Below are 23,814 nucleotides of genomic sequence, written 5' to 3'. Positions count from 1 at the left end.
AGCGCTCGAAACCTATAACCGCTGCCGCAAAACACTGCACGGGGTTCACGGCGTTGAGCCATCGTCTGAAACCAAAGCGGTGTATGAAAAGCTGATGCAGCAGAATTAGTTCGCGGCCGCCAGCAGCCTTTCAGAAAATCTCTTTCTAAACTCCCTGGCGATTTTTATCTGCTAATCCGCGTGTGAAATTGATTTGATGGCAGATTTTCCCGTGCGTTAAATCCTCGAATTCATCGCGATTCCTTGCGCGCTTTGTTGCGCTGCCGTGTATTTGTAATCAATTTGTAAGCGATTCGTAAGTCGCTTGAATGCGCGCGGGGAGCAATATGGCCGTGACGCTCAGCGACGTTCTAACGTCGTTTAAATTTTGAGCGCCAAAAACCCGATGGGTTATTTCCAATATCGACAACCTAATCAAAGGAGCTTAAATGGAAACGGCAATTCAGTATTGCGATGCGGTTGCAAAACAAATGTCACGGTTGAGTCAATACATTGGAACGTTGCTCATTGCTTTGTCGTTGGTTCTAGCAAGCGGATGCTCAGTGTACATGGCGGCCCATCAGCCGGAGAAGAAAGACACGACACTTTTGGTGCGCGGAACGCCGCGCAGCCTTTTGCTAACCGAATTTGGGCAACCTGCGTCAACAGAGATGCGCGACGGCAAACGCATCGACTATTTTACATTTGTTCAAGGCTCAACAAGTGATACAGCCAAGAATAGTCGTGCGATTTTTTACGGGGCAGCCGACCTTTTGACTTTGGGACTGTTTGAAGTTGTCAGTACTCCAACGGAACTGGCATTGGGCGGAGACAAAATTACCTATGAGGTCACCTATGACTCAGACGACAAGGTAGAAAAAGTCGTGCAAATTGGAAAAGAAACTAGCCCCAAGCCGGCCGAGCAGTCTCCCAAAGCTCCGTCCGGCGATTCGGAAGGCTCCAAATAGTATCCGTCTGGCGGCTGTCTAAACAAAAATTAGGGCGAATTCATAACACCTGGCCGCCACGACACGGATTTGCCAGACCGGTTCGTCACGAATGAATGCAAAATCATTACCGCAAAGAACGAACGAATATTTATTCGTTTCCCAAGCGGATCCATTTCCGCACGGCGCAGACAGTCCAATAAAAGAAGTTAATTGAAGCTTCCGTCCCGAATCAAATTTAGAATTGTTCTCCGCGCAGTTGCAATACCAAGTCGTGCAGCCGCTCGGGAGTGACTTGATGTGCGGGGACCGGTGCTCCGGCCACCAGGCTTATGCGCGAAAAGATACGTCGCGCAATTCGGCTCCAGTGCGTCATCGCCGGGCCTCCTTGCCTAGAAAAGAAACTCCCCCACAACCCGCGTAGCGCGAGAGGCACTACCGGAACCGGTGTGCGTCTCATAATGCGCTTAATGCCGGCGCGAAACGGATTCAGATTGCCGTCGTGTGTAATTTTGCCTTCGGGGAAGATGCCGACCAGATCTCCATCCTCTAGAGCTTTGGCAATCTCGTCAAAAGCATGCTTGAGCGCTTCAACATTTTCGTTTGCCGGGACAATGGCAATTGCGCGGCCAGTTCGAAAGATGAAGTTGAGGATCGGAATCTTAAAAATCTGTTGATCCATTACAAAGCGCACCGGACGCGGACAGGCAGCTGCGATCACGAGCGCATCCACATAGCTCACATGGTTGCAAACCAGAACGGCCGGCCCCGCCTCGGGAATATTTTCAAGACCGGATTTTTCGAGGCGGTAGATCGAATGTATGAGCATCCAGATCAGGAACCGCATAAGGAATTCGGGCACTAGGGTGTAAATATAGATTGCAACCGCTGCATTCAGCACTGCGGCAACAAGAAACAGCTGTGGAATGCTGAGCCCCAGATCCAGCAGCGTAATCGAAACCACTGCCGCAGCCACGACAAACAGCGCATTCAGGATGTTGTTTCCAGCGATAACTCGCGAACGGTGGGCGATTTCGGTCCGCATCTGGACAAGAGTATAAAGCGGCACGATGTAGAAGCCGCCGAAAACGCCGACCAGGGTAAGGTCGGCCAGAATGCGCCAGTGCTCGGAACTGAGCAGGAATTGGGTGGCGCTCATCGGCGCGTGAGGCGGCAGATTCATGCTCGCAAAGTAGAAATCCACCCCGAACAGCGTGAGGCCGATTGAACCAAATGGCACCAAACCGATTTCAATCCTGCGTCCCGAAAGCCGCTCGCACAATAACGAGCCGGCTCCGACCCCGATGGAGAACAGCGCGAGCAACACGCTTACGACCTGTTCCTGTCCGGACAGCACGTTCTTCGCATAGACGGGAAACTGCGATAGATACATCGCGCCGAGGAACCAGAACCAGGAAATTCCCAGCACGGAAAGGAAGACCGTGCGGTTGTGCCGCATGAATTGCAGAATTCGCCAAGTCTCGGAAACTGGATTCCAATTGATTACAAGATTTGGCGCCGCGGGCGGCGAGCGGGGAATCCAGCGGCTGGCGGTGTAACCCAGTACGGCCAATGCGAGCACCGTCACCGAAACGGGATGCGGCGAACCGCTGGCGATGAGAAAACCGCCGAGCAGTGTGCCGACAAGAATCGCCAGAAATGTGCCCATCTCCACAAGTCCGTTGCCACCCACGATTTCTTGCTGCGCGAGGTGTTGGGGCAGATACGCGTATTTCACCGGCCCGAATACGGTGGAATGCAGCCCCATCAGAAAAAGAGCCGTCATTAGTAACACTAGATTGGACCAATAAAGTCCAATTGCACCCAAAGTCATGATGCCAATTTCAGCCAGCTTAACCAGCCGGATCAGGAACGATTTTTCAAGCTTGTCCGCAATTTGCCCCGCGGTTGCAGAGAACAGGAAGAACGGCAGTATAAATAGCGCCTGAGCAAAATTTGAAAGTGTAGTTGCGTCAAATCTGCTCAGGCTCGTTGCATGGAAGGCGACCAGGATGACCAGGGCATTCTTGTAGACGTTGTCGTTGAAGGCCCCGAAGAATTGTGTCAGGAAAAACGGCAGAAAGCGTTTTTGTTTGAGGAGCTCAAACTGACTTTGATGACCCATGAGTTTATCGCGCTTGCAAATTTTAGCATGGGTCGGAAGTTTTGGTACCGCCCGCGGAATAGTCTCGGATTTTGAATGGCCGGTTATCGCGAAATAAGCTCTCTGGTTGCCATAACATGCACCAAATCGCCGATTGCGCGACTTGACTTAGGCGGCACGAAGAGAACATGAAATTTTGCCGGGAGCGCATGTCTGCTTTCTCCACCAGGTCGCCAGTCACGAACTAGCCGGGCCTGATCGTCCGCTGCTTCAGACCTATGTGTCGCGACGCGCATCGCTTGCTTTGCTTAATTGCTAGAGCAGTTTCTATTTGGGCCGGCACGGTACGAGCAGATTGCCGACAGAGACCTGTACCGCCTCGCCGTCCTGATTTAGGGTTGTCGTGCGAACCTTGATCAACCCCTGGCTGGGACGCGATTTCGAGGCTCGCACCTCGAGTATTTCGCTCTCGACGCGCAACTCGTCCCCCGGTCGCACGGGCCTTGGCCAGCGTAGCTCGTCGAAGCCAGCGCCGATGATCCCGCCACACGGTCTGAATTCGCTCTCGACCAAGAGCCGCATGGTGATTGCCGCGGTATGCCAACCGCTCGCCGCGAGGCCGCTGAAAATGGATCTGCGCGCGGCCTCTTCATCCAGATGAAACGGTTGTGGATCGAATTCGGCAGCAAATGCCTTGATACGCTCAATGTCGACCTGTAGCCGCCCGGACTGGAAAGTCTGCCCTACAGAAAAATCTTCGAGATATCGTCCGCTCATTTTCACTCTCCCTTTTTTCAATGTGCGCGCGTCTGTGGCCGGCCAATTTAATTTCCTCAGGGACCATCGTATCCAAAAAATCGAACGCAAGGAACTAGGCCCGATTTTGTTCGCTGGCACAGTGTTGCGCTGCGATTTGACTCGAACCGGCCAAAAACAGGATTTGATTCCCTATCCAATTGATTTCGTTATCCACCGATGGCCCGAAACATAGCCCGCTGTCGCCCGTTTCAATTATTGTGCCGGTTGATTCAGATCAAAACGAAGGGGAACAAAAAAGCTTATAAATAATCTGTGTGATGGTTTTCTGCAAAGTGTAGCGGGGTGACGAAAGTTACCCCGTCGGCTTTGACAGGCGGTACGCGTAAAGGGGATAGCAAAGCGCGCAAAAGCTGTCGAAGTGTTCTTTGAGGATTACGGAATTATTGATCGCGAAGGATACATGATATGAAAATTCGCAAGCAACTTACTACTGCCGTCGCTGGCTTGGCTCTTGCCATCGGTTCAACTCAGCTACTTGCTGATCCGCCGCAGAATTGCAATCCGGGAATGATGGGGGGCTACCGAGCCGGCGCGATGGGCGGTTACGGCCCCGGCTATGGCATGAACCCTGGAATGATGCCCGGATACGGGCCAAGCTACTTCATGCGACCGGGGATGATGTGGGGTTACGGCCCCGGCCTTAATTTAAGCGATGATCAACAAAACAAAATTACCAAAATCCAAGACGAACTGCGCCGCAAGCAATGGGACCTCATGGGCAAGATCCAGGATGAATTTGCCCGCCGGGCCGAAGCTCCCGACGATGCGACAGCCAGCAGTGCCGACGACCGGATCGGCGAGCTGCAGCAGCAGATGATCAGCAACGCCACAGCAGCGCGCAAACAAATTGACGGCGTTCTAAGCAAGGAGCAACGCCAGCAGCTGCGACGCGGCGGATACTGAGCGAAGAATTTTTCCGTGGGCGGAAAAGTGCACTTTTTAGCCAAAAAACAGCAGATTGAAGATTCGTTGCACGGTGTGGCGATCCGTCCATACCGCATCCGCGAGCGATGTTTGTGGTCTGGTGCTGGGTTAAAGGAGGACGGGCAATGAAGGACATGACTCCACTCGTCGATCTGACCCGTGAGAAAGGCGCGGGTCCTTTTCGCACCAGGCGTCCGGTCTACGTCGATTTGCTCCCTCCGTGCAATCACGCGTGCCCGGCAGGCGAGAATATTCAGGCGTGGCTGGCGCTCGCCCAGGCCGGCAAGTACCGCGAAGCTTGGGAAACATTGGTACGCGATAATCCGCTCCCGGCAGTTCATGGGCGCGTCTGTTATCACCCCTGCGAGACCGCGTGCAATCGCAAGGAGCTGGATGCCGCAGTCAGCATCCACGCGGTGGAGCGTTTCCTGGGCGACATGGCAGTTGAACAGGGCTGGCGCTTTCCAGTGGAAGCGGCGGCGAGCGGCAAGCGCGTTCTAATCGTCGGCGCCGGCCCGAGCGGCCTATCGGCCGCTTATCACTTAACAAGGCTTGGGCATGCGGTCGAGATTCACGAGGCCGGGCCCGTGGCGGGGGGCATGATGCATTTTGGCATTCCCGCTTACCGCCTGCCGCGGGCTGACCTGCTCAAAGAGATTGCAATGATCGAAGCAGCCGGGGTCACGATTGTACTCAATCACAAGGTTACTGATCTGCGTTCGGAACTCGAGGCCGACCGTTTCGACGCCGCGTTCATTGCGATTGGTGCTCACATCAGCAAACATATCGAGATACCCGCGCGCGATGCGGGGCACGTATTCGATGCAATCAACGTGCTGCGCGGCACCAGCGCGGGCGAACCCCCGCGGCTCGGCAGGCGCGTCATCGTCTACGGCGGCGGCAATACGGCGATGGACACCGCGCGTACTGCGCGGCGGCTTGGCGCCGACGAAGCGATCATCGTATACCACCGCGATCGCGCCCATATGCCGGCACACGCGTTCGAGGCCGACGAAGCCATTCAGGAAGGTGTCAAGATCAAATGGCTCACCAGCATCAAGGAGATTTCGGGCTCGTCGTTGACCGTAGAGCGCATGACGCTCGACGCCAACGGCCGGCCGCAGCCGACCGGTGAACTCGAAACCTTGCAAGCCGATGCAGTTGTCTTGGCGCTCGGTCAGCAATCGGAAAGCGCATTTTTGCGCCAGTTCAGCGACATCATTTTCAAGCCGGATGGCACGGTCGAAGTTGGACCCGATATGATGACCGGACACGCCGGCATTTTTGCAGGCGGCGATGTCGTGCCGGGCGAACGCACGATCACGGTTGCAGTCGGCCACGGTAAGCGCGCCGCGCGCAACATCGATGCCTGGCTGCGCCGCGCAAGCTATATTCCGGCCAAAAAGCCCCTCCTCGTTTCATTTGGCATGCTCCACCTCCCGGTATTCAGCGATGTCGATCCGTCTGCGCAACGCGTGCGACCCGCGGCCGAACGTATCAGCGGCTTTGATGAAGTCGTCGCCGGCTTATCCTCAGCCGAAGCGCGTTATGAGGCACAGCGTTGTTTGAGCTGCGGCAACTGTTTCGAATGCGACAACTGCTACGCTGCTTGCCCCGAACAAGCGATCATAAAGCTGGGCCCCGGCCGACGCTATGCCTACGATTACGTCAAGTGCACGGGCTGCGCGGTATGCTTCGAACAATGTCCGTGCCACGCGATCGAGATGGTCTCCGAGCCCGGCGTTTCAGCGGATCCGGTCACCCAAATTAGCAGGGAAACAGCAAAGGATAGCGTTAATGGATAAGCAAATCGCCACCCTGGATGGCAACACTGCAGTCGCGCACGTTGCATACCGGGTCAACGAGGTGTGCGCGATTTACCCGATAACACCCTCGTCTACAATGGCCGAGCTGGCCGATGAATGGTCAGCGGCGGGAATAAAGAACATCTGGGGCAATGTACCCGTAGTTCAGGAAATGCAAAGCGAGGGAGGTGCCGCCGGCGCGGTGCACGGCGCGCTGCAGTCCGGGGCGCTGACGACAACGTTCACCGCATCACAGGGCCTACTGCTCATGTTTCCCAATATGTTCAAGATCGCGGGGGAGCTCACCCCTACGGTATTCCATGTCGCCGCGCGCTCGGTCGCGACGCAGGCATTGTCGATCTTTGGCGATCATTCCGATGTCATGGCAGTGCGCGCGGCCGGTTTTGCAATGCTCTCTTCCGGTTCAGTGCAAGACGCGCACGATGCCGCTCTGATCGCGCAGGCGGCGACGCTCGAATCACGGGTGCCGTTCCTGCATTTTTTTGATGGTTTCCGCACTTCGCATGAAGTCAACACGCTGGAATTGCTGAGCGATGCGCAGATTCGCGCGATGATTGACGACAAACTTGTGCGCGCGCACCGCGCTCGCGCGCTCCAGCCCGAACACCCGGTGGTGCGTGGCACCGCGCAAAATCCGGATACCTTCTTTCAGGCGCGTGAGACGGTGAATCCGTTCTATGCTCGGCTCCCCACAATAACGCAGGCGGTAATGGACCGATTTGCCAAGCTGACGGGAAGGCAGTATCGATTATTCGAATACCACGGGCCTGCGGACGCGGAGCGCGTGATCGTGCTTATGGGTTCCGGTGCGCAAACCGCGCGCGAGACAGCCGCCGTCCTTGCGGCGCGCGGCGAGAAGGTCGGCGTGCTGCAGGTGCGATTGTTCCGCCCGTTTGCCGCTGAGGCTTTCGTCGATGCTCTGCCAAAAAGCATCCGCGCGGTTGCAGTCATTGAACAAACCAAGGAGCCGGGCGCAGCCGGCGAGCCGCTTTATCTCGACGTTATAAGCTCGCTTGCTCGGGCGGTAACCTTGGGCAAACGGCGCGACATGCCGTTAGTCGTTGGTGGCCGTTATGGTCTCTCGTCTAAGGACTTCGACCCGCCGATGGTCAAGGCCGTTTTCGACGAACTTGCCAAACGTGAGCCGAAGAATAGTTTCACCGTAGGGATCATCGACGACGTCGCGCATACCAGTTTGGCAGTCGATCCTGCATTCGACATCGAGCCGGCTGACGTGGTGCAGGCTGTGTTCTATGGACTGGGGGCGGACGGCACCGTGGGCGCAAACAAGAACAGTGTAAAAATCATTGCTGAGGATGCCGGACTCCATGCGCAAGGCTATTTTGTTTACGATTCGCATAAATCCGGCGCGCAGACGGTGTCCCACCTTCGCTTTGGTCCGCGTCCGATCCGTGCGCCGTACCTGATCCGAAAGGCGACGTTCGTCGCGTGCCATCAGTTTCACTTCATCGAGCGCATCGACGTGTTGTGTCTCGCGGCGCCCAAGGCGACTTTTCTGCTTAACAGTCCGTTTGGTCCCGACCAGGTTTGGGAGCATTTGCCACGCTCAGTGCAGCGCCAGATCGTGGAGCAAAAACTGCGGTTCTACGTGATCGACGCTTCTCGTGTTGCACGCGAGGTTGGTCTCAAAGGCCGCACCAACACAGTATTGCAAACGTGTTTCTTCGCGCTGTCGGGTGTGCTGCCCAGGGAAGAAGCAATACGGCAGATCAAGAAGGCGATCGAGAAAACGTACGCGCTCAAGGGGAAAGAAGTCGTGCGCAAAAACTTTGAAGCGGTTGATGGCACTCTTGAACGGTTGTTCGAAGTCAAGGTGCCGGCGAAAGTGACTAGCAAATGGGACCGGCAGCCCCTGGTGCCCGCTGAAGCGCCGGATTTCGTGCGCGAGGTAACAAGCAAGATAATGGAAGGCCTCGGCAACCTGATTCCCGTGAGCCTGATGCCGATTGACGGCACGTTTCCAACAGGCACGTCGGTCTGGGAAAAACGCAACGTCGCGGAAACTGTTCCGGTGTGGGAACCGGACATATGCGTTCAGTGTGGCCAGTGCAGCTTCGTCTGCCCGCATGCCGTGATACGAGCGAAATACTACGACGGTGCCAAACTCGCGAAAGCGCCGGCAAGCTTCAAATCCGCGCCGATTAACGTACGCGGTTTTCCGGACGTGCGTTTTTCGCTGCAATTTTATGTGGAAGACTGCACCGGTTGCGGATTATGCGTCGAGGTGTGCCCTGCGCACAGCCCGATCACGCCGCAGCTCAAGGCAATCAACATGCGTGATAAAGCTCCGCTCGTGGAATCCGAACGCGCCAACATCGGTTTTTTTGAAAACCTCGTGGTCAACGACCGGGCGCGGGTCGATTTTGCAAACGTGCGCGGTGTGCAGTTTCTCGAGCCCTTGTTCCAGTTTTCAGGGGCCTGTGGGGGCTGCGGCGAAACGCCTTATCTTAAATTGGTATCACAACTGTTCGGCGACCGCATGCAGGTCGCGAATGCGACCGGCTGTTCTTCGATCTACGGTGCGAACCTTCCCGTCACGCCCTGGGCGAAGAATCATGAGGGTCGCGGCCCCGCGTGGTCAAATTCGCTGTTTGAAGACAACGCGGAATTCGGCCTCGGTTTTCGTCTTGCTGCCGACAAGCACCTCGAGACCGCCACCAAACTGGCGCGCGCGCTTGCACCCAAGCTGGGCCCGGAACTGGTGGAGGCGATTCTGAGCGCACCACAGGTGCAGGAGTCCGAAATACGCGCGCAGCATGCGCGTGTCGCCGAACTGCGCGCGCGCCTCGTCGCGCTGGATGACAATCCGGCTGCGAACGATTTATTGTCTGTGCTCGACCATCTGATCCGCCGCAGTATCTGGATTATCGGCGGCGATGGATGGGCCTATGATATTGGATATGGCGGCCTTGACCACGTTTTGGCCAGCGCACGCGATGTCAACGTCCTGGTGCTCGACACTGAGGTCTATTCCAACACCGGCGGACAGGCCTCAAAGGCAACACCGCTCGGAGCAATCGCAAAATTTGCTGCAAGTGGCAAGCGCGTTGCCCGCAAAGACCTCGCGCTGCAGGCCATTGCTTATGGCAATGTCTATGTCGCGCAGGTGGCAATGGGTGCCAATCCGCAGCAGACATTGCTGGCGTTTCGCGAGGCGGAGGCGTACTCGGGCCCCTCGCTGATCCTTGCGTATTGCCAGTGCATCGCGCACGGTATCGACATGCAATTCGGCATGCGCCAACAGGATCTGGCGGTCGCCTGCGGGTATTGGCCGTTGTTTCGTTACAATCCTGCAATGCGCTCGATCGGCGAAAATCCTTTTCGCCTTGATTCGCCGCGCCCGACAATCAAATTCCAAGATTATGCCTACAACGAGATCCGCTACAAGGCACTCACCCAGACCCGCCCGAAGGAGGCCGCGGAACTGCTTGCAATGGCGCAACAGGTAATCGACGAAAAATATCAAACGTATGAAAAAATGGCTGGATGGGCACCCGAACGTTTCCACCCTGCCCCGGCCGGTGTTGCGAAAAATTCTGTTTCCGCGCCGCGCTGAAGGACTACCAAAATGAACTTGACCACACGCTACCTCGGCCTCGCGCTCGAAAATCCGTTGATTGCGTCGGCGTCGCCGCTCAATCTTGATCTCAGCAATATCCAGCGCCTGGAGGAGGCGGGTGCCGCAGCGGTCGTGTTACCGTCGATCTTCGAGGAGCAACTCGAGCGGGAGATGGCGGAGATCGAACGGTTAACCTCGATCGGTGCCGAGAGCTCGGCCGAGACGACAAGCTATTTCCCCAGCGCAGCCACCTACCGTACCGGCCCGCATCAATATCTGGATTTGATCGAGCGCGCACGCGCGGCGGTGGATATACCCGTCATCGCTAGCCTCAACGGCGTAACTCGCAGCGGGTGGATCGATTACGCCCGGCTTGTGCAGGAGGCGGGAGCACACGCTATTGAACTCAACGTGTATTTTGTGCCGGGTGACCCGGCTTTGAGCGGCAGCGAGGTCGAGCAGCGCTATTTCGACATCTTGCGGGCAGTCAAAGCTGCTGTATCAATCCCGGTTGCGGTAAAGCTGGCGCCTTACTTTAGCTCCGTCGGCCATACCGTGCAGCAACTTGAACGCGAGGGGGCCGACGGTTTTGTACTATTCAATCGTTTTTATCAACCCGACATCGACCTCGGCCGCTTGCAATTAAAACGCGACCTTGATCTCAGCACTCCACTCGAAATTCGTTTGCCACTGCTTTGGATCGCTGTGTTGGCCGGCAAGACGCGAGCCTCGCTTGCGGCCAGCACCGGAGTTGAAACAGCGGACGAAGTCGTCAAGTATTTGCTCGCTGGAGCTGATGTCGTCATGTCAACGTCTGCCCTTCTCCGTCACGGCATTGGCCACATGAAGACTTTGATCGATGGCCTTGCCGCGTGGCTGCGCGCGCGCAACGTTGACTCGTTGTCCGCCATTCGCGGACAAATGAGTCAGAGCAAGGTTAGCGACACCGCCGCCTTTGAGCGCGCTAACTATATTCAGATCCTCCAGGAATGGGGCGCAGATCGAGGCGATCGATAAACTTTTGCGTAGGCGAGATTAGTGTCGCAGTCAAATGTATCAGCAGCGAGCCGTATTGGTGCAATTTGCGATGTAACTGCGTCATCCTATTGCTCGGTTCCTCTTGCCACCAAGCGACTCAAGCTAGGAATCGTTGCAGTATTGATTCAGTTTGAATTTGCGCAGGCGTACGGTTTGATCTAAATCAAAACGCGGTCCAAGATTAAATGCTATACGTCAACACACAAGTTATCCGTGGATGAGTCTCTTTGATAGGTCAGGACAAACAATCCCCACAAATATCCAGTGAATGCGCGCGCGGCGAGCAGCTTCTGTGAGCAGCAATTCCGCGGTTCACGACTTGGATCAACACAACATAAATGCAAAACGCAAAATTCAATCGGTAGCTTACCAACTCTGACGACAGAAGGATTTTGACAATGAAGTCGAAGAAAACAAGTTCGCGCAAGCCTCATCACGCCAAGGCGGTCGCGCGCAAGACAAACAGACTGGTCAAGCCCGGCAAATCCGCCAACCGAACCATTAGGGCCGAACCCTCGCGTACCGCCGAAATTAATCCGTCAGAGCTTTACAATTGGATTGCTGTGGCAGCATATTATCGTGCAGAACAGCGCGACTTCGTCCCGGGGTCAGAACTGCGGGACTGGCTTGAAGCCGAGGCCGAGATTCTGCGGTGGCTTAATGATTGAATCAGTCTATGGTGATGCGTCAAGCATCGCCGCGCGCAAGCCGGTTGGATAGTCCCGGTTCCCGCTATTTGGTTCACCCCTTGACCATATTTCTCACGCTCGTCAAGAATGCGCCGGAAAAATCCCTGAGCGGACGATACCTACGTTGGGTTGCGCTGCAGAGGTCTATCGCGCGATGTACGCGTGAATCTGCGCTACCACCGCGGCACCCTCGCCGATCGCGCCTGCTACGCGCTTGACTGATCCTGCGCGTACGTCGCCAATCGCGAAAATGCCCGGCACGCTGGTTTCAAGAGGCCAGCGCCGTCCGTTCTTCACACGCGTGTCAGCAGCCGGCAGCTCGGAGCCGGTACGAACGAACCCCTTGTCGTCAAGGACAACGTCACAATTTTTAAGCCATTCAGTCGCCGGATCCGCACCCAGAAACAGGAACACATTGCGAATAGCGTGTGTTTCCTCCTGTCCCGTGTCGCGTTGCCGCCAGCGAATTGATTCAATGCCCGACTCGGGTGTACCGGTTGCGCCAACGATTTCGGTTCGGGTGCGCAGCTCGATGTTGGGAATTGCAGCGATACGGTCGATTAGATATCTCGACATGCTCGCCGCCAGGCCTGCACCGCGCACCAGCATCCATACCTTGGACGCATGCGCAGCAAGAAATACGGCACCCTGCCCTGCGGAATTGCCGCCCCCGACCAGCACCACTTCCTCCCCCGCGCATATTTTTGCTTCGATGGGCGACGCCCAGTACCAGACGCCGCGCCCTTCCAACGCCTGCAAGTTCGCGCAATCCGGCCGGCGATATCGCGCACCGCTCGCGATTACAACCGTGCGGCTTCGAATAACGCGCCCGTCCGCAAGGTGGAGCGCGATTGGATCGAGGGCATCGGAACGGCTGCAGTCAAGGCGCACGGCCTCGCCGGGAATCAACATGCGCGCGCCGAATTTCTGCGCCTGACTGTACGCGCGTCCCGCCAAAGCTTGCCCGGATATGCCGGTAGGGAAGCCGAGATAATTTTCGATGCGCGCGCTGGCCCCGGCTTGCCCGCCGAAGGAACGCGCGTCAACCACGAGTACCGACAGTCCTTCCGAGGCGGCATATACCGCAGTTGCCAATCCAGCGGGCCCGGCGCCCACGACGGCAACCTCATGTATCTCGTCTGCACCGTCGGCCTCAAGCATGCCGATGCATTTGGCCAACTCGTTCTCCGTGGGGTTGCGCAACACCGATCCGTCAGGGCATGCCACGAGCGGCATATCCTCGCGCCGCGGGGCGTAGCGATCAATAAACGCTTTCGCGTCCTCATCGCTTGCGGGATCAAAAAGCGCGTGCGGATAACTATTGCGCGTGAGGAATCCGCGCAGCCTTACGACGTCGGACGAGCCAGGCGAACCGATCAACACCGGGCCGCCGGCGCCGGTCTCGAGCAAACCGACGCGGCGAAGGATCAACGCACGCATAATTGTCTCGCCCAGCTCGGCTTGTGCGACCAAAAGGGCGCGCAGCTGTTCAGGGGCGATGAGCAGCGCTTCAACGGGGCCGAGGGCAACACCATCTACAAATGCGCGTTTACCCGACAGTTGTCCAATTTCGCCCGAAAATCCTCCGGGGCCCAGTTCCGTGATCGTGAAATTACGTCCGTGTCCATCACGCCCCGTTATTCGCACCGCGCCCGAGAGCACGACGAATATACCTGGGCTGCGTTTGCCGGTCTCGAACAAATACTCGCCGTCGGCATACCCCCGCAACGCGCCAAAGCGGCGCATGCGCGCGAGATCCTCAGGATCAAGGACCGGGAACATCTGCGCGCGGCGCGCTTCGAGCGTAGGCGAAGGGTAGGCCTCAGCCATTGCAAACGTTGGGTTTGAAAATCATTTGAGCTCCATTAACAGCTCGTCGATGTAGCACCAGCTCCAGTTTTCGCCGGGTTCAAGCGAGGTAATAATCGGATGTTTAGTTGCGCGAAAATGCTTGGTGGCGTGCTTGTTCTTCGAATCGTCGCAACAGCCGACGTGTCCGCAGGTCCGACACAGCCGCAGGTGCACCCAGGTATCTCCCATCGCGAGGCACTCCTCGCAGCCCGGGTTGCCCGGTTGGTCTGTCGTTACCAGTTTCAGGTGGCTGCACTGAACTGACATGAAACTCCTGTCCTGCGCCTGACTCCGCTTAATTCCAAGCGCGCACAAATCACTTTTGAAATGCCTCCTCAACACCGGCTTCGAGTACCTGGAGTCCAAATGATATGCCCTGAATCCATCTGTTGATGAAGAATATCGACGCGGCACGAACACCGCTGCGATTGCCGCTATCGATTTGCTCCCGGATGCGCTGCGAAGCGATCTCCTCATCCACTTCAATCCGGAAGCGCGTCATATCGAGTTCCAAGCGTTCCGCGCAACCACCCAACTGTTTGAGTTTCAGCTGTTGCTGGTTTCCGAACAGGAGGTGATGCATGGGCCAGAACTTGCCTTGCGCACCCGCCGCTTCCGCGGCGGGTGCGGCAGGAAGAGCATGCGGGCGGATTTCCTCTTGTGGAAAATGTCGAAAAACTAGGCGTGCCCGGCGTGAATATCGATCTAGCGGCAACTTGGCGACCAGCACCGCCTGCTTGCAATTGGGGCAGTCAAAATCGCCGTATTCGACGATGGTTAGTGGGGCATCTGCCCGTCCGAGGGCGTGATCAACCGTACTGACCGGTACTGCCAGCTCAAGTCGTTTTTGCCGGTCCATGTCCTCCTGCCATTCTCAAAACCACTTCGAATTCAACCCTTATTTTAGGTTATTATGCGCCCAATTCAGACCGCTCGCTTTCATTGACGCTTCGCATCAGTCAGCATTCGCATTTACAGCATGGGTCCGACCGGCGACATCACCGGTGACTCAAGTAAGACTTTGTGAAAATCAGGCGCCCGCGCGCGGAATATCTTGCGGAGCATCAATAGCACCCATCTTGGACGCCATACAAATGAGCAATAGATGGTATTTATTCAGTGGCCTGCCGAATTTCCGCCTCCCTGGACTTGACAGGCATCCCACACTTCGCTGCAAGGCCCCATTCATCTCTCTCGCACAACGGAATTGGCTAAAGTAAAATTCAATCGTCTTGGCAAAAAAACATCGGGCGGGTGCCTTCACGCAAGGAGCATATCAACTTCCTGATGATAACCTGGAGGGGGCGGGGCATCGGAGCGACTATTTCATGCCGGGCGGTCAAGTCAAGGCGCAAAAGTCTGCGAATCAGGCAGCACATTGATTTGATCTGGATCAAATAGACGCCTGCCCGTTCTGTATATTTTGCTTCTCTTAATAATGGAAAGCCGGACTGCCAACCACTAATTTTCCTCACAAAGCACATGTCTGACACCGTCTTGCGCACGACCATGTCCGCTTTGCCGCCCGGCTTGGCGGAAGCTCATGGAGGACGCACGTGTTTTCATTGCGGGTTGCCGTTCGCGGCCGGGATACATTATCGATTTTGTCTTAACGGCGAGGAACGTGATGTCTGCGGTCCGGCTTGCCTGGGCGTGGCGCAGACCATTGTTCAGGCGGGTCTCGCCGAGTACTACCGCTACCGCACGGCGCTGCCCCGCGCAGCTGCGGAAACGCCACCTGGTCTGCTGAACGAACATACGCTTTACGACGATCCCACGTTCCAAGCAAGTTTTGTGCATCATGTCGCCGAACGCGTACGCGAAGCCTCGCTCATCCTGGAAGGCATCACGTGCAGCGCAGGTGTTTGGCTTAACGAGCAGCGCATCGCCCGCCTTCCGGGAGTTTTGGGCGTTGACGTTAATTACACCACGCACCGCGCGCAAGTGCGCTGGGACGACGCCCGCATCAAGCTCTCCGAGATTTTGCGGGCAGTGGCAGCAATCGGCTACTGCGCCCATCCATTCGACCCCGCACGGCAAGAGGAAACGCAGCGCAAGGCGCGCAATGCGGCCTTGTGGCGGCTGTTTGTCGCGGGCTTGGGCATGATGCAGGTGATGATGTACTCCATTCCTGGCTACATTGCGGGCGATGGCGACATGCCATCGTATATCGGCGCGCTATTGCGTTGGGCAAGCTTGGTTCTCACACTTCCGGTGGTGCTGTATTCGGCAGCGCCGTTTTTCAGCAGCGCGTGGCGCAATCTACAACATGGACGAGCAGGCATAGACTTGCCGGTTGCGCTGGGCGTTGGCGGCGCGTTTCTTGCCAGTGTTTGGGCGACCGTACAAGGGCATGGGGCGGTTTACTTCGACTCCATCACGATGTTTGTGTTTTTACTTTTGTGCGGGCGCTACCTGGAAATGAGTGCGCGCGCCCGCGGTTGCGACGCCGTGGAGAAATTGGTGAAGCTTATCCCGGCGCAGGCGCTGTTGCTCGTGGATTTTCCCGCATCAAATCGCGAGAAGCAGGTTGCTGCCTCGAATCTAAAAGTCGGCGACCACGTTCTGATTCCGCCGGGCCAGAGTATTCCCGCCGATGGCCGAGTCGTGCAGGGCGAAAGTAGTGTCGACGAATCCTTGTTGACCGGCGAAAGCCGGCCTGATCGTAAGGGCCCCGGAGCGGAGCTCACCGGCGCCACGCTTAATCTCACCAGTCCGTTGGTCATGCGCGTAGAGAAAGTTGGACCGGATTCGACGCTGGCGGGCATTGTGCGGCTGATGGATCGGGCGCTCGCCGACAAGCCGCGCATCGCATGCTTGGCGGACCGGGCGGCGAGCTGGTTCGTGCTGTGCTTGCTGCTAATTGCGGCGGTGACATTTCTCGCTTGGTACGCGATTGATCCGGGCAAGGCATTTTGGATTACCGTCACCGTGCTCGTTGTGACCTGTCCGTGCGCATTGTCGCTCGCCACGCCGGTGGCGCTGGTTGCCGCGACCGGTAGCTTGGCAGCAAGGGGGCTGCTGATCACGCGCGGACACGCGCTGGAGACGCTCGCGGTCGCAAGCGATTTTGTTTTCGACAAGACAGGAACACTCAGCGTCGGACGCATGCTGGTGCGGGAGGTGCGTCCGCTTAGCGCGCTACCGGCTACGCAATGCCTCGCATTGGCCCGGGCGCTTGAGCAGGGCTCGGAACATCCAATTGCCACTGCGCTCCGCGCCTATTTATCCGTCCCTGATTCAGAACACCGAGTCAATACTGTAGCGGCAAGCACTGTCGCCAATGTTCCCGGCCGCGGCGTCGAGGGAATCATGGACGGTATGCGCTACCGTCTGGGCACGCCGCAATTTGTCGCAGAACTGACAGGCCAGCCACTGCCCATGCAGCTCGCAGTCCAACCCGATGGAGCTTCGCTCATCGGCCTTGGCAATGCTAAGCGCTGGCTGGCGGTGTTTATGCTTGACGACTTGCTCCGCGCTGACGCAAAGGGGCTAATCGAGTACCTGCGTCACTTGGGCAAACGGATTCACTTGTTGACCGGAGATAGTGTCGAGGTCGCGCGTTCCGTCGCTCACGAATTGGGAATCGAAGATGTGCGAGCAGAAGCCACTCCAGCGGATAAGGTCGCTTATTTGCGTGAGTTGCAAGCGAGCGGGGCGGTAGTCGCCATGGTGGGTGACGGCGCGAACGACGCGCCGGTACTTGCTCAGGCGCAGATTTCGGTCGCCACTGGGCAAGCCACCGACGCTGCACGCGCCAGCGCCGACATGGTTCTTATTTCCGGCAAGCTGTGCGATCTCATGACCGGCATTAAGACTGCCCGCATGACGCTGCGCGTAATCCGTCAAAACCTGACTTGGGCACTGGTCTACAACCTGGCTGCGTTGCCGCTTGCCATGACAGGGCATGTTAGTCCATGGATGGCGGGCATCGGCATGTCGGCGAGTTCGCTTTTAGTTGTGGCAAATGCCCTGCGATTGCGGGGTAAAGCTAAGGCACCGCAGGCTACAGTGCAAGCCGCCGCGCAAACCGACCTCGCTTTGATAGGCAAATGAGACTAATGGCGCCATGGAAATCCTTTACCTGTTGATACCGCTAAGCGTGGTATTGGTGTTTTTAATTGGTTTCGTGTTTTGGCTTGCGCTACGCAGCGGCCAGTTCGATGACCTCGAAGGTGCCGGCTTTCGTATCTTGCTGGATGATGATGGCGCACAAGTACCAGAGGATTCGCGGCCGCGCAGCAACACCGAGGTGGAAAAGGATTAAAACAAAGATTTCAGTAACGTTTGATTTTGAACCGGGAGTAAAAAATGGAAACTCAAACCACGTATAACTATAAAGTAGTAAGGCAGTTCGCCATCATGTCTGTGGTGTGGGGAATCGTAGGCATGAGCGTCGGCGTGTTGATCGCCTCGCAACTCATCTGGCCCGATCTCACTTACGGAATACCTTGGCTTTCCTATGGGCGGCTGCGGCCATTACATACCAACTCGGTGATTTTCGCGTTCGCGGGTTCGGCGTTATTTGCAACCTCATATCACGTGGTGCAGCGAACTTCCCAGGTGCGGCTGTTCTGTGATCGGCTGGCTGCCTTTACGTTTTGGGGCTGGCAGGCGGTAATCGTGCTTGCGGTCATCACGCTGCCGCTCGGCTACAACACCTCGCACGAATACGCCGAGCTGGAATGGCCAATCGATATTCTCATTACGCTGGTTTGGGTCGCCTATGCCATCGTCTATTTCGGCACCATCTTTAAGCGCAAGACCAAGCACATTTACGTTGCCAACTGGTTTTACGGCTCCTTTATCCTGACTATCGCCCTGCTCCACATTGTCAACAGCGCGGAAATTCCGGTCACGGTCTGGAAGTCGTATTACATCTATTCCGGCGTGCAGGATGCGATGGTGCAGTGGTGGTACGGGCACAACGCAGTGGGATTCTTTCTGACGGCGGGCTTTCTCGGGATGATGTACTACTACGTCCCCAAGCAGGCGCAGCGGCCGATCTACTCATACCGCTTGTCGGTGGTGCATTTCTGGGCATTGATTTTCACGTACATGTGGGCCGGTCCGCATCATCTGCATTACACCGCGCTGCCGGACTGGACCCAGTCTCTGGGCATGATCTTTTCGCTGATTCTGCTTGCGCCGTCCTGGGGCGGCATGATCAACGGCATCATGACGCTGTCGGGCGCGTGGTATAAATTGCGCGAAGACCCGATACTGAAATTCCTCATTGTGTCGCTTTCATTTTACGGCATGGCCACATTTGAAGGTCCGATGATGTCAATCAAGACTGTGAACGCGCTGTCGCACTATACCGACTGGACTATCGGCCACGTTCACGGGGGAGCGCTGGGCTGGGTGGCATTTATCAGTATCGGCAGCCTGTACTACCTGATCCCGCGATTGTTTGGCGAGACCAAAATGTACAGCGTGCGCCTGATTTCGCTGCATTTCTGGATCGCGACACTGGGGGTAGTGCTGTACATCGCTGCCATGTGGATCGCCGGCGTGACGCAAGGCCTTATGTGGCGCGCGGTCAACCCCGACGGCACGCTCACCTACAGCTTCGTCGAAAGCGTGAAGGCGACATATCCGTTCTACGGCATACGTCTATTGGGTGGAATCCTGTTCCTGTCAGGCATGCTGATCATGGCCTACAACGTCTTCAAAACCGTGGTCGGCCGGGCGCCGGTGGACGCGCCGATACCACAGCTGGTTACCGCCTAAGCGTCGGTTCCGCATGCGTGCCACCGAAAACGATTCCGAAGTATAAGGAAAGAGCCATGAAAGCAAGTCATGATTTTATTGAAAAGAACGTCGGGGTACTGATCCTGCTCATCATAGCTGTGGTGAGCGTCGGCGGACTGGTGGAGATCGTTCCGCTGTTCTTCCAAAAATCCACCACCGAACCGGTCACCGGATTGAAACCTTATACCGCTCTGCAGCTATCGGGACGGGACATCTATATCCGCGAGGGCTGCAACAATTGCCATTCGCAGATGATCCGCCCGTTCCGCGCTGAAACCGAGCGATACGGACATTACTCGGTGGCCGGCGAGTTTGTATATGACCACCCCTTCCTGTGGGGCAGCAAGCGCACCGGGCCGGACCTGCAGCGGGTCGGAGGACGCTATAGCGACGAGTGGCACCGACTGCATTTGAACAACCCGCGCGACGTGGTGCCGGAATCGAACATGCCGGCTTATCCGTGGCTTGCCAAAACGCCGCTTTACACCGGTGACATCGACGCCAAGATGCGCGCGCTGCGCCGCGTCGGGGTACCGTACAGCGACGAGGATATCAAAAACGCCAGAGACGAAATCACCGGCATGACTGAACAGGATGCACTGATCGCGTATCTGCAATGTTTGGGCCTTGCGCTTAAGAACGTGAGGTGAAAAATGGACATCAATGATTTGCGCGTAATCATCACAGTTGTGAGCTTCGCAGCGTTTGTGGGCATTGTGTGGTGGGCATGGAGCGGCCGGAGCAAGGCCGCATTCGACCAGGCGGCACAATTGCCTTTCCTCGAAGACGACAACGACCTGAACGCACGGAATGACACTGCGGCCGGGGATGGAAAACTGAAGGAGTAACGCAATGAGCGATTTTGTGAGCAGTTTCTGGAGCGGCTATATCGCCGTCATCACGCTGGTGAGCATCCTCGCCTGCCTTGTTCTGCTCAGAGCCATGAGCAGCAAGCGCGCGGCCGGCCCGGCGCAGCCGGAAGTGCACGGTAACGTGTGGGATGAAGACCTGCAGGAATATAACAACCCGCTGCCACGCTGGTGGATGGGATTGTTTTACATCACCATCGCATTTGGGCTGTTGTATCTCGTGCTCTACCCGGGTCTTGGCAGCTTTAAAGGCGTTCTCGACTGGAGTTCGCGCGGCCAGTATGCCAAGGAAACGCAACAGGCTGCAGCTCAGTACGGTCCGATTTTTGCGAAATATGCGAAGCTGGACGTTCCCGCGTTGGCTGCGAATCCTGAGGCGCATGCCATTGGCGAGCGCCTGTTCCTTACTTACTGCACGCAATGCCATGGTTCCGATGCGCGCGGAGGCTTCGGCTTTCCGAATCTCACAGACAACGACTGGCTCTGGGGCGGAGAGCCACAAACGATCGAGACCACTATTCTGGACGGGCGCACCGGTGTCATGCCGGCCTGGGGACCGGTGCTCGGGGAACAGGGTGTGAAGCAGGTGGCAAACTATGTGTTATCTCTTTCAGGGAGCAAATATGATCTACAGCTCGCAAAAGCCGGAAAAGAAAAGTTTGCAACCAATTGTGTCGCATGCCACGGCCCGGAAGGAAAAGGCAACCAGGCGCTCGGCGCGCCTAACCTAACCGATAATATCTGGCTCTTTGGTGGCTCCGAAAAAACCGTGATCGAAACGATTACCAACGGGCGCACCGGCACCATGCCCGCCTGGAAGGACTTTTTAGGCAAGGAAAAAGTGCATTTGCTGGCGGCCTACGTCTACAGTTTTTCCCATGCACCCGGTGCGCACCCCGCGCAGCAAACGGAGCCCGCTCAAGCGGCCGATGCAAAGCCGGTACCGACGAACCAATAAGCCGGCAGTGAACGCGCAGCTTCCCATGCAAAATATTTCGGTGGCTAAGATGGCCACAGCGGCTGCCGCGGATCAAAACGAGGCGCTGTACGAAATCCGCAAAAAAATCTATCCGCGGGCGGTGAGTGGGTTGTTTGCGGGCTGGCGCGTTTTCTTTGTGATTTTGACCCAAGTTATTTTTTACGGGCTGCCCTGGCTGCAGTGGAACAGTCGGCAGGCAGTGTTGTTCGACCTTGCCGCACGCAAATTCTATATTCTGGGTTTGGTATTTTGGCCGCAGGATTTCATTTACCTCACCGTGCTCCTCGTGATCTGCGCTCTGTCGCTGTTCTTGTTTACCGCGGTGGCCGGGCGGCTGTGGTGCGGCTATGCTTGTCCTCAGACCGTGTACACCGAAATATTCATGTGGATCGAGCAAATGATCGAGGGAGACCGGCTGCGGCGGGTGAAACTCGACTCCACGCCGTGGGGTGCTCGCAAAATCGCGGTCAAAGGCGCGAAGCATGCAGTTTGGATTGCGGTCGCGCTGTGGACCGGTTTCACCTTCGTTGGCTACTTCACCCCGATTCGCACGCTCGGTCACGAAGTCGCAATGCTTAGCTTGGGGCCATGGGAGACATTCTGGATTTTGTTCTATGGCTTCGCTACCTACGGTAATGCCGGCTGGATGCGCGAGCAAGTGTGCAAATACATGTGTCCTTACGCTCGCTTCCAGGGCGTGATGTTCGACCGCGATACTTTGGTCATCACGTACGACGCCGGTCGCGGCGAGCCGCGCGGCGCGCGCAGCCGCAGTAGCGATTACAAGGCGGCGGGGCTCGGCACCTGTGTGGATTGCGAAATTTGCGTGCAGGTGTGCCCGGTCGGTATCGACATTCGCAAAGGGCTGCAGTACGAATGCATCGGCTGCGCCGCCTGCATTGACGGTTGCGACAAGGTGATGGACAAGATGGGTTATCCCCGCGGGCTGATCCGTTACACGACCGAAAATGCGCTGGAGAATCATTTGAGCTGGACGCAGATGGTGCAGCGCATATTCCATCCGCGCGTGCTGATTTACACCGCCATTTTATGGTCCATCATCATCGCCGCGGGCACTGCGCTCTATTTGCGTGAGCCGCTCAAGGTGAACGTGATTCGCGACCGCGGCACGCTGGTTCGCGAATTGGGAAACGGCGTTCTCGAAAACGTCTATCGATTGCAGATCATGAATACGGACGAAGCCGCGCATCGCTACATCGCCAGCGCTTCAGGCCTCAACGGAATTAAAGTGATAACCGATGGACAGCCAATTGAAGTGCCGGCCGTTTCCTCGCTGACCGTTCCGGTTCGGGTACAAGCCGTGCCCGGATCATCCAAGCCCGGCGCGTACCCGATTCAGTTTCACGTGCGCTCGAGCGAAGACAAGCGGATTGCAGTGAACGAGAAGTCGATTTTTCTGATTCGTTGAAAACTGTGTTGACTGGAAGAACCTATGGCGCCGATTAATGCAGAGCAAACCACAAAGCCCTGGTACAAAGAACCGTGGCCGTGGATTTTAATATCCGGGCCATTTATCGTGGTCGTTGCCGGCTTTTTCACCCTGTGGCTCGCAATTCACACCGACGATGGGGTCGTGACCGAGGATTATTACCAGAAGGGCCTTGCAATTAATCAGACGTTAAAGCGCGATGAATTCGCCGCCGCACATCATTACCGGGCTACGCTATTGATCAGTCCCGAGCACGCGGGCGTCCGTGTATTTCTCTCCGGCGACGGGCCATTGCCGGCGAGCATACGCATGCGGATCTCGCACACATCTCGATCCGGGGAAGAGCAGGTCATATCCCTACGCTCCATTGGTGCTGGCACCTACGAAGGTCGTTTGGGTTCCTACGGATCCGGACGTCATCTGCTGGTGCTGGAAGATAACTCTGCAACATGGCGTCTATCCGCGTGGTGGGATCCTGCGCCACAAGACCAGACATTAGCTGCGACCCCCGAATAGCGCTGATAAACTATTTTAGGTGAGCCAATGCGCCAATTGATATGGATTTTGTGGCCGTCATTCTTGATGGCAATCCCGGCAACCGGTATTTACTTCTCTCTGTTTGACCCGGTTGATCTCACCCTATTCGGTATCCTGATTCCCGCTGACCGGATTGCCGCCTATACCATCGGTTTTTTCGCGTTTTGGATAATCGGCGCGGGATCGAGCGCCATGACCTGCCTATTCCTGCCCACCGAAACAAACGTTAAAAAAAATTGACCCGCATTCCGTTTTTGGCGAGTTGCCGGCATTCGCAGTTTCGGGATCGCGCCCACAAACCACGGCGACGCGCGCCAAATCGATTCGTACGCCGCGCTCCTGCTGCTCGTATTGGCTGCCATGCAAGTCCTTCTGGGGCGTGGCCACCACGGTCGGGTTCGGCTTGGGCTTCGGACTGCAACATCAGGCGCTCGGAATATGGATCGGTTTGGCCTGCGGCGCTGTTGT

At 56.7% G+C, this 23,814-nt stretch carries 21 protein-coding genes; 16 read left to right on the top strand and 5 right to left on the bottom strand.

Translation table 11 applies throughout. The annotated features are described in order from the left end of the window. Window positions 1–428: 428 nt before the first annotated feature. Entirely contained in the window at window positions 429–947 is a 519-nt protein-coding gene (locus tag VLV32_07105; GenBank protein HUL41655.1) for a hypothetical protein, read from the top strand. Between the two features lie 217 nt (window positions 948–1,164). On the opposite strand, the gene VLV32_07100 is transcribed toward VLV32_07105, so the two are convergent. Together VLV32_07100 and VLV32_07095 are read right to left on the bottom strand one after the other, a co-directional pair. Beyond that, the gene (locus VLV32_07100) at window positions 1,165–3,051 is read right to left on the bottom strand and encodes an MFS transporter (protein HUL41654.1); all 1,887 of its coding nucleotides are present in this window, start codon (window positions 3,049–3,051) and stop codon (window positions 1,165–1,167) included. Window positions 3,052–3,357: 306 nt separating this feature from the next. Then, window positions 3,358–3,867: a MaoC family dehydratase gene (locus VLV32_07095; protein ID HUL41653.1), complete on the bottom strand. Its 510-nt coding sequence runs from the start codon at window positions 3,865–3,867 to the stop codon at window positions 3,358–3,360. Between the two features lie 387 nt (window positions 3,868–4,254). Here VLV32_07095 and VLV32_07090 point away from each other — a divergent pair, with 387 nt between their 5' ends. From VLV32_07090 to VLV32_07070, 5 genes are all read left to right on the top strand, one after another. Then, window positions 4,255–4,752, top strand: coding sequence for a Spy/CpxP family protein refolding chaperone (locus VLV32_07090; GenBank protein HUL41652.1), 498 nt, complete (start codon window positions 4,255–4,257; stop codon window positions 4,750–4,752). A gap of 146 nt (window positions 4,753–4,898) precedes the next feature. Continuing rightward, window positions 4,899–6,578: an NAD(P)-binding protein gene (locus VLV32_07085; protein ID HUL41651.1), complete on the top strand. Its 1,680-nt coding sequence runs from the start codon at window positions 4,899–4,901 to the stop codon at window positions 6,576–6,578. Next, complete coding sequence (gene nifJ, locus VLV32_07080) at window positions 6,571–10,176, top strand: pyruvate:ferredoxin (flavodoxin) oxidoreductase (GenBank protein HUL41650.1); 3,606 nt, start codon at window positions 6,571–6,573, stop codon at window positions 10,174–10,176. Before VLV32_07085 ends, nifJ begins: the two co-directional genes overlap by 8 nt. 12 nt (window positions 10,177–10,188) lie before the next feature. Continuing rightward, complete coding sequence (locus VLV32_07075; protein HUL41649.1) at window positions 10,189–11,196, top strand: dihydroorotate dehydrogenase-like protein; 1,008 nt, start codon at window positions 10,189–10,191, stop codon at window positions 11,194–11,196. A 419-nt stretch (window positions 11,197–11,615) separates the two neighbouring features. Further along, entirely contained in the window at window positions 11,616–11,885 is a 270-nt protein-coding gene (locus VLV32_07070; protein HUL41648.1) for a DUF2934 domain-containing protein, read from the top strand. Window positions 11,886–12,050: 165 nt separating this feature from the next. Here VLV32_07070 and VLV32_07065 read toward each other — a convergent pair whose 3' ends face one another. From VLV32_07065 to VLV32_07055, 3 genes are read right to left on the bottom strand one after another with little or no spacing between them, the layout of a single operon-like run. Next, window positions 12,051–13,736, bottom strand: a complete 1,686-nt coding sequence (locus VLV32_07065) for an FAD-dependent oxidoreductase (GenBank protein ID HUL41647.1) — start codon at window positions 13,734–13,736, stop codon at window positions 12,051–12,053. A gap of 21 nt (window positions 13,737–13,757) precedes the next feature. Then, window positions 13,758–14,024: a UBP-type zinc finger domain-containing protein gene (locus VLV32_07060; protein ID HUL41646.1), complete on the bottom strand. Its 267-nt coding sequence runs from the start codon at window positions 14,022–14,024 to the stop codon at window positions 13,758–13,760. A 49-nt stretch (window positions 14,025–14,073) separates the two neighbouring features. Beyond that, window positions 14,074–14,616 (bottom strand): thioredoxin domain-containing protein, encoded by a 543-nt coding sequence (locus tag VLV32_07055; GenBank protein ID HUL41645.1) that lies wholly within the window; start codon window positions 14,614–14,616, stop codon window positions 14,074–14,076. A 623-nt stretch (window positions 14,617–15,239) separates the two neighbouring features. Between VLV32_07055 and VLV32_07050 the strand changes: the two genes are divergently transcribed. The 10 genes from VLV32_07050 to VLV32_07005 all read left to right on the top strand — a co-directional run. After that, window positions 15,240–17,813 (top strand): heavy metal translocating P-type ATPase, encoded by a 2,574-nt coding sequence (locus tag VLV32_07050; protein HUL41644.1) that lies wholly within the window; start codon window positions 15,240–15,242, stop codon window positions 17,811–17,813. Window positions 17,814–17,826: 13 nt separating this feature from the next. After that, window positions 17,827–18,024: a cbb3-type cytochrome oxidase assembly protein CcoS gene (gene ccoS / locus VLV32_07045; protein HUL41643.1), complete on the top strand. Its 198-nt coding sequence runs from the start codon at window positions 17,827–17,829 to the stop codon at window positions 18,022–18,024. Between the two features lie 44 nt (window positions 18,025–18,068). After that, the gene (ccoN, locus tag VLV32_07040) at window positions 18,069–19,490 is read left to right on the top strand and encodes a cytochrome-c oxidase, cbb3-type subunit I (GenBank protein HUL41642.1); all 1,422 of its coding nucleotides are present in this window, start codon (window positions 18,069–18,071) and stop codon (window positions 19,488–19,490) included. A 56-nt stretch (window positions 19,491–19,546) separates the two neighbouring features. Beyond that, complete coding sequence (ccoO, locus tag VLV32_07035; GenBank protein HUL41641.1) at window positions 19,547–20,161, top strand: cytochrome-c oxidase, cbb3-type subunit II; 615 nt, start codon at window positions 19,547–19,549, stop codon at window positions 20,159–20,161. A 3-nt stretch (window positions 20,162–20,164) separates the two neighbouring features. After that, window positions 20,165–20,359 carry a cbb3-type cytochrome c oxidase subunit 3 gene (locus VLV32_07030; protein HUL41640.1) on the top strand — a complete coding sequence of 65 codons (195 nt, stop codon included), beginning with the start codon at window positions 20,165–20,167 and terminating at the stop codon, window positions 20,357–20,359. Between the two features lie 4 nt (window positions 20,360–20,363). Next, complete coding sequence (gene ccoP / locus VLV32_07025) at window positions 20,364–21,338, top strand: cytochrome-c oxidase, cbb3-type subunit III (protein HUL41639.1); 975 nt, start codon at window positions 20,364–20,366, stop codon at window positions 21,336–21,338. Window positions 21,339–21,363: 25 nt separating this feature from the next. Then, on the top strand, window positions 21,364–22,788 hold the full coding sequence (ccoG, locus tag VLV32_07020; GenBank protein HUL41638.1) for a cytochrome c oxidase accessory protein CcoG: 1,425 nt from the start codon (window positions 21,364–21,366) through the stop codon (window positions 22,786–22,788). A gap of 24 nt (window positions 22,789–22,812) precedes the next feature. Further along, window positions 22,813–23,325 (top strand): FixH family protein, encoded by a 513-nt coding sequence (locus tag VLV32_07015; GenBank protein ID HUL41637.1) that lies wholly within the window; start codon window positions 22,813–22,815, stop codon window positions 23,323–23,325. A gap of 27 nt (window positions 23,326–23,352) precedes the next feature. Further along, on the top strand, window positions 23,353–23,586 hold the full coding sequence (locus tag VLV32_07010) for a hypothetical protein (GenBank protein ID HUL41636.1): 234 nt from the start codon (window positions 23,353–23,355) through the stop codon (window positions 23,584–23,586). Between the two features lie 22 nt (window positions 23,587–23,608). Beyond that, on the top strand, window positions 23,609–23,814 hold a 206-nt coding region (locus tag VLV32_07005), incomplete at its 3' end, for a hypothetical protein (GenBank protein ID HUL41635.1).

The organism is Burkholderiales bacterium, assembly GCA_035518095.1.
Classification (GTDB): domain Bacteria; phylum Pseudomonadota; class Gammaproteobacteria; order Burkholderiales; family JAHFRG01; genus JAHFRG01.
This window is presented reverse-complemented; position numbering and strand designations above follow the sequence as displayed.

Excerpts from the sequence above, each read along its gene's own strand:
- VLV32_07105 (HUL41655.1), top strand. The coding sequence starts at position 429 with ATGGAAACGGCAATTCAGTATTGCGATGCGGTTGCAAAACAAATGTCA.
- VLV32_07100 (HUL41654.1), bottom strand. The coding sequence starts at position 3,051 with ATGGGTCATCAAAGTCAGTTTGAGCTCCTCAAACAAAAACGCTTTCTG.
- VLV32_07090 (HUL41652.1), top strand. The coding sequence starts at position 4,255 with ATGAAAATTCGCAAGCAACTTACTACTGCCGTCGCTGGCTTGGCTCTT.
- VLV32_07085 (HUL41651.1), top strand. The coding sequence starts at position 4,899 with ATGAAGGACATGACTCCACTCGTCGATCTGACCCGTGAGAAAGGCGCG.
- nifJ (HUL41650.1), top strand. The coding sequence starts at position 6,571 with ATGGATAAGCAAATCGCCACCCTGGATGGCAACACTGCAGTCGCGCAC.
- VLV32_07075 (HUL41649.1), top strand. The coding sequence starts at position 10,189 with ATGAACTTGACCACACGCTACCTCGGCCTCGCGCTCGAAAATCCGTTG.
- VLV32_07070 (HUL41648.1), top strand. The coding sequence starts at position 11,616 with ATGAAGTCGAAGAAAACAAGTTCGCGCAAGCCTCATCACGCCAAGGCG.
- VLV32_07065 (HUL41647.1), bottom strand. The coding sequence starts at position 13,736 with ATGGCTGAGGCCTACCCTTCGCCTACGCTCGAAGCGCGCCGCGCGCAG.
- VLV32_07060 (HUL41646.1), bottom strand. The coding sequence starts at position 14,024 with ATGTCAGTTCAGTGCAGCCACCTGAAACTGGTAACGACAGACCAACCG.
- VLV32_07055 (HUL41645.1), bottom strand. The coding sequence starts at position 14,616 with ATGGACCGGCAAAAACGACTTGAGCTGGCAGTACCGGTCAGTACGGTT.
- VLV32_07050 (HUL41644.1), top strand. The coding sequence starts at position 15,240 with ATGTCTGACACCGTCTTGCGCACGACCATGTCCGCTTTGCCGCCCGGC.
- ccoS (HUL41643.1), top strand. The coding sequence starts at position 17,827 with ATGGAAATCCTTTACCTGTTGATACCGCTAAGCGTGGTATTGGTGTTT.
- ccoN (HUL41642.1), top strand. The coding sequence starts at position 18,069 with ATGGAAACTCAAACCACGTATAACTATAAAGTAGTAAGGCAGTTCGCC.
- ccoO (HUL41641.1), top strand. The coding sequence starts at position 19,547 with ATGAAAGCAAGTCATGATTTTATTGAAAAGAACGTCGGGGTACTGATC.
- VLV32_07030 (HUL41640.1), top strand. The coding sequence starts at position 20,165 with ATGGACATCAATGATTTGCGCGTAATCATCACAGTTGTGAGCTTCGCA.
- ccoP (HUL41639.1), top strand. The coding sequence starts at position 20,364 with ATGAGCGATTTTGTGAGCAGTTTCTGGAGCGGCTATATCGCCGTCATC.
- ccoG (HUL41638.1), top strand. The coding sequence starts at position 21,364 with ATGCAAAATATTTCGGTGGCTAAGATGGCCACAGCGGCTGCCGCGGAT.
- VLV32_07015 (HUL41637.1), top strand. The coding sequence starts at position 22,813 with ATGGCGCCGATTAATGCAGAGCAAACCACAAAGCCCTGGTACAAAGAA.
- VLV32_07010 (HUL41636.1), top strand. The coding sequence starts at position 23,353 with ATGCGCCAATTGATATGGATTTTGTGGCCGTCATTCTTGATGGCAATC.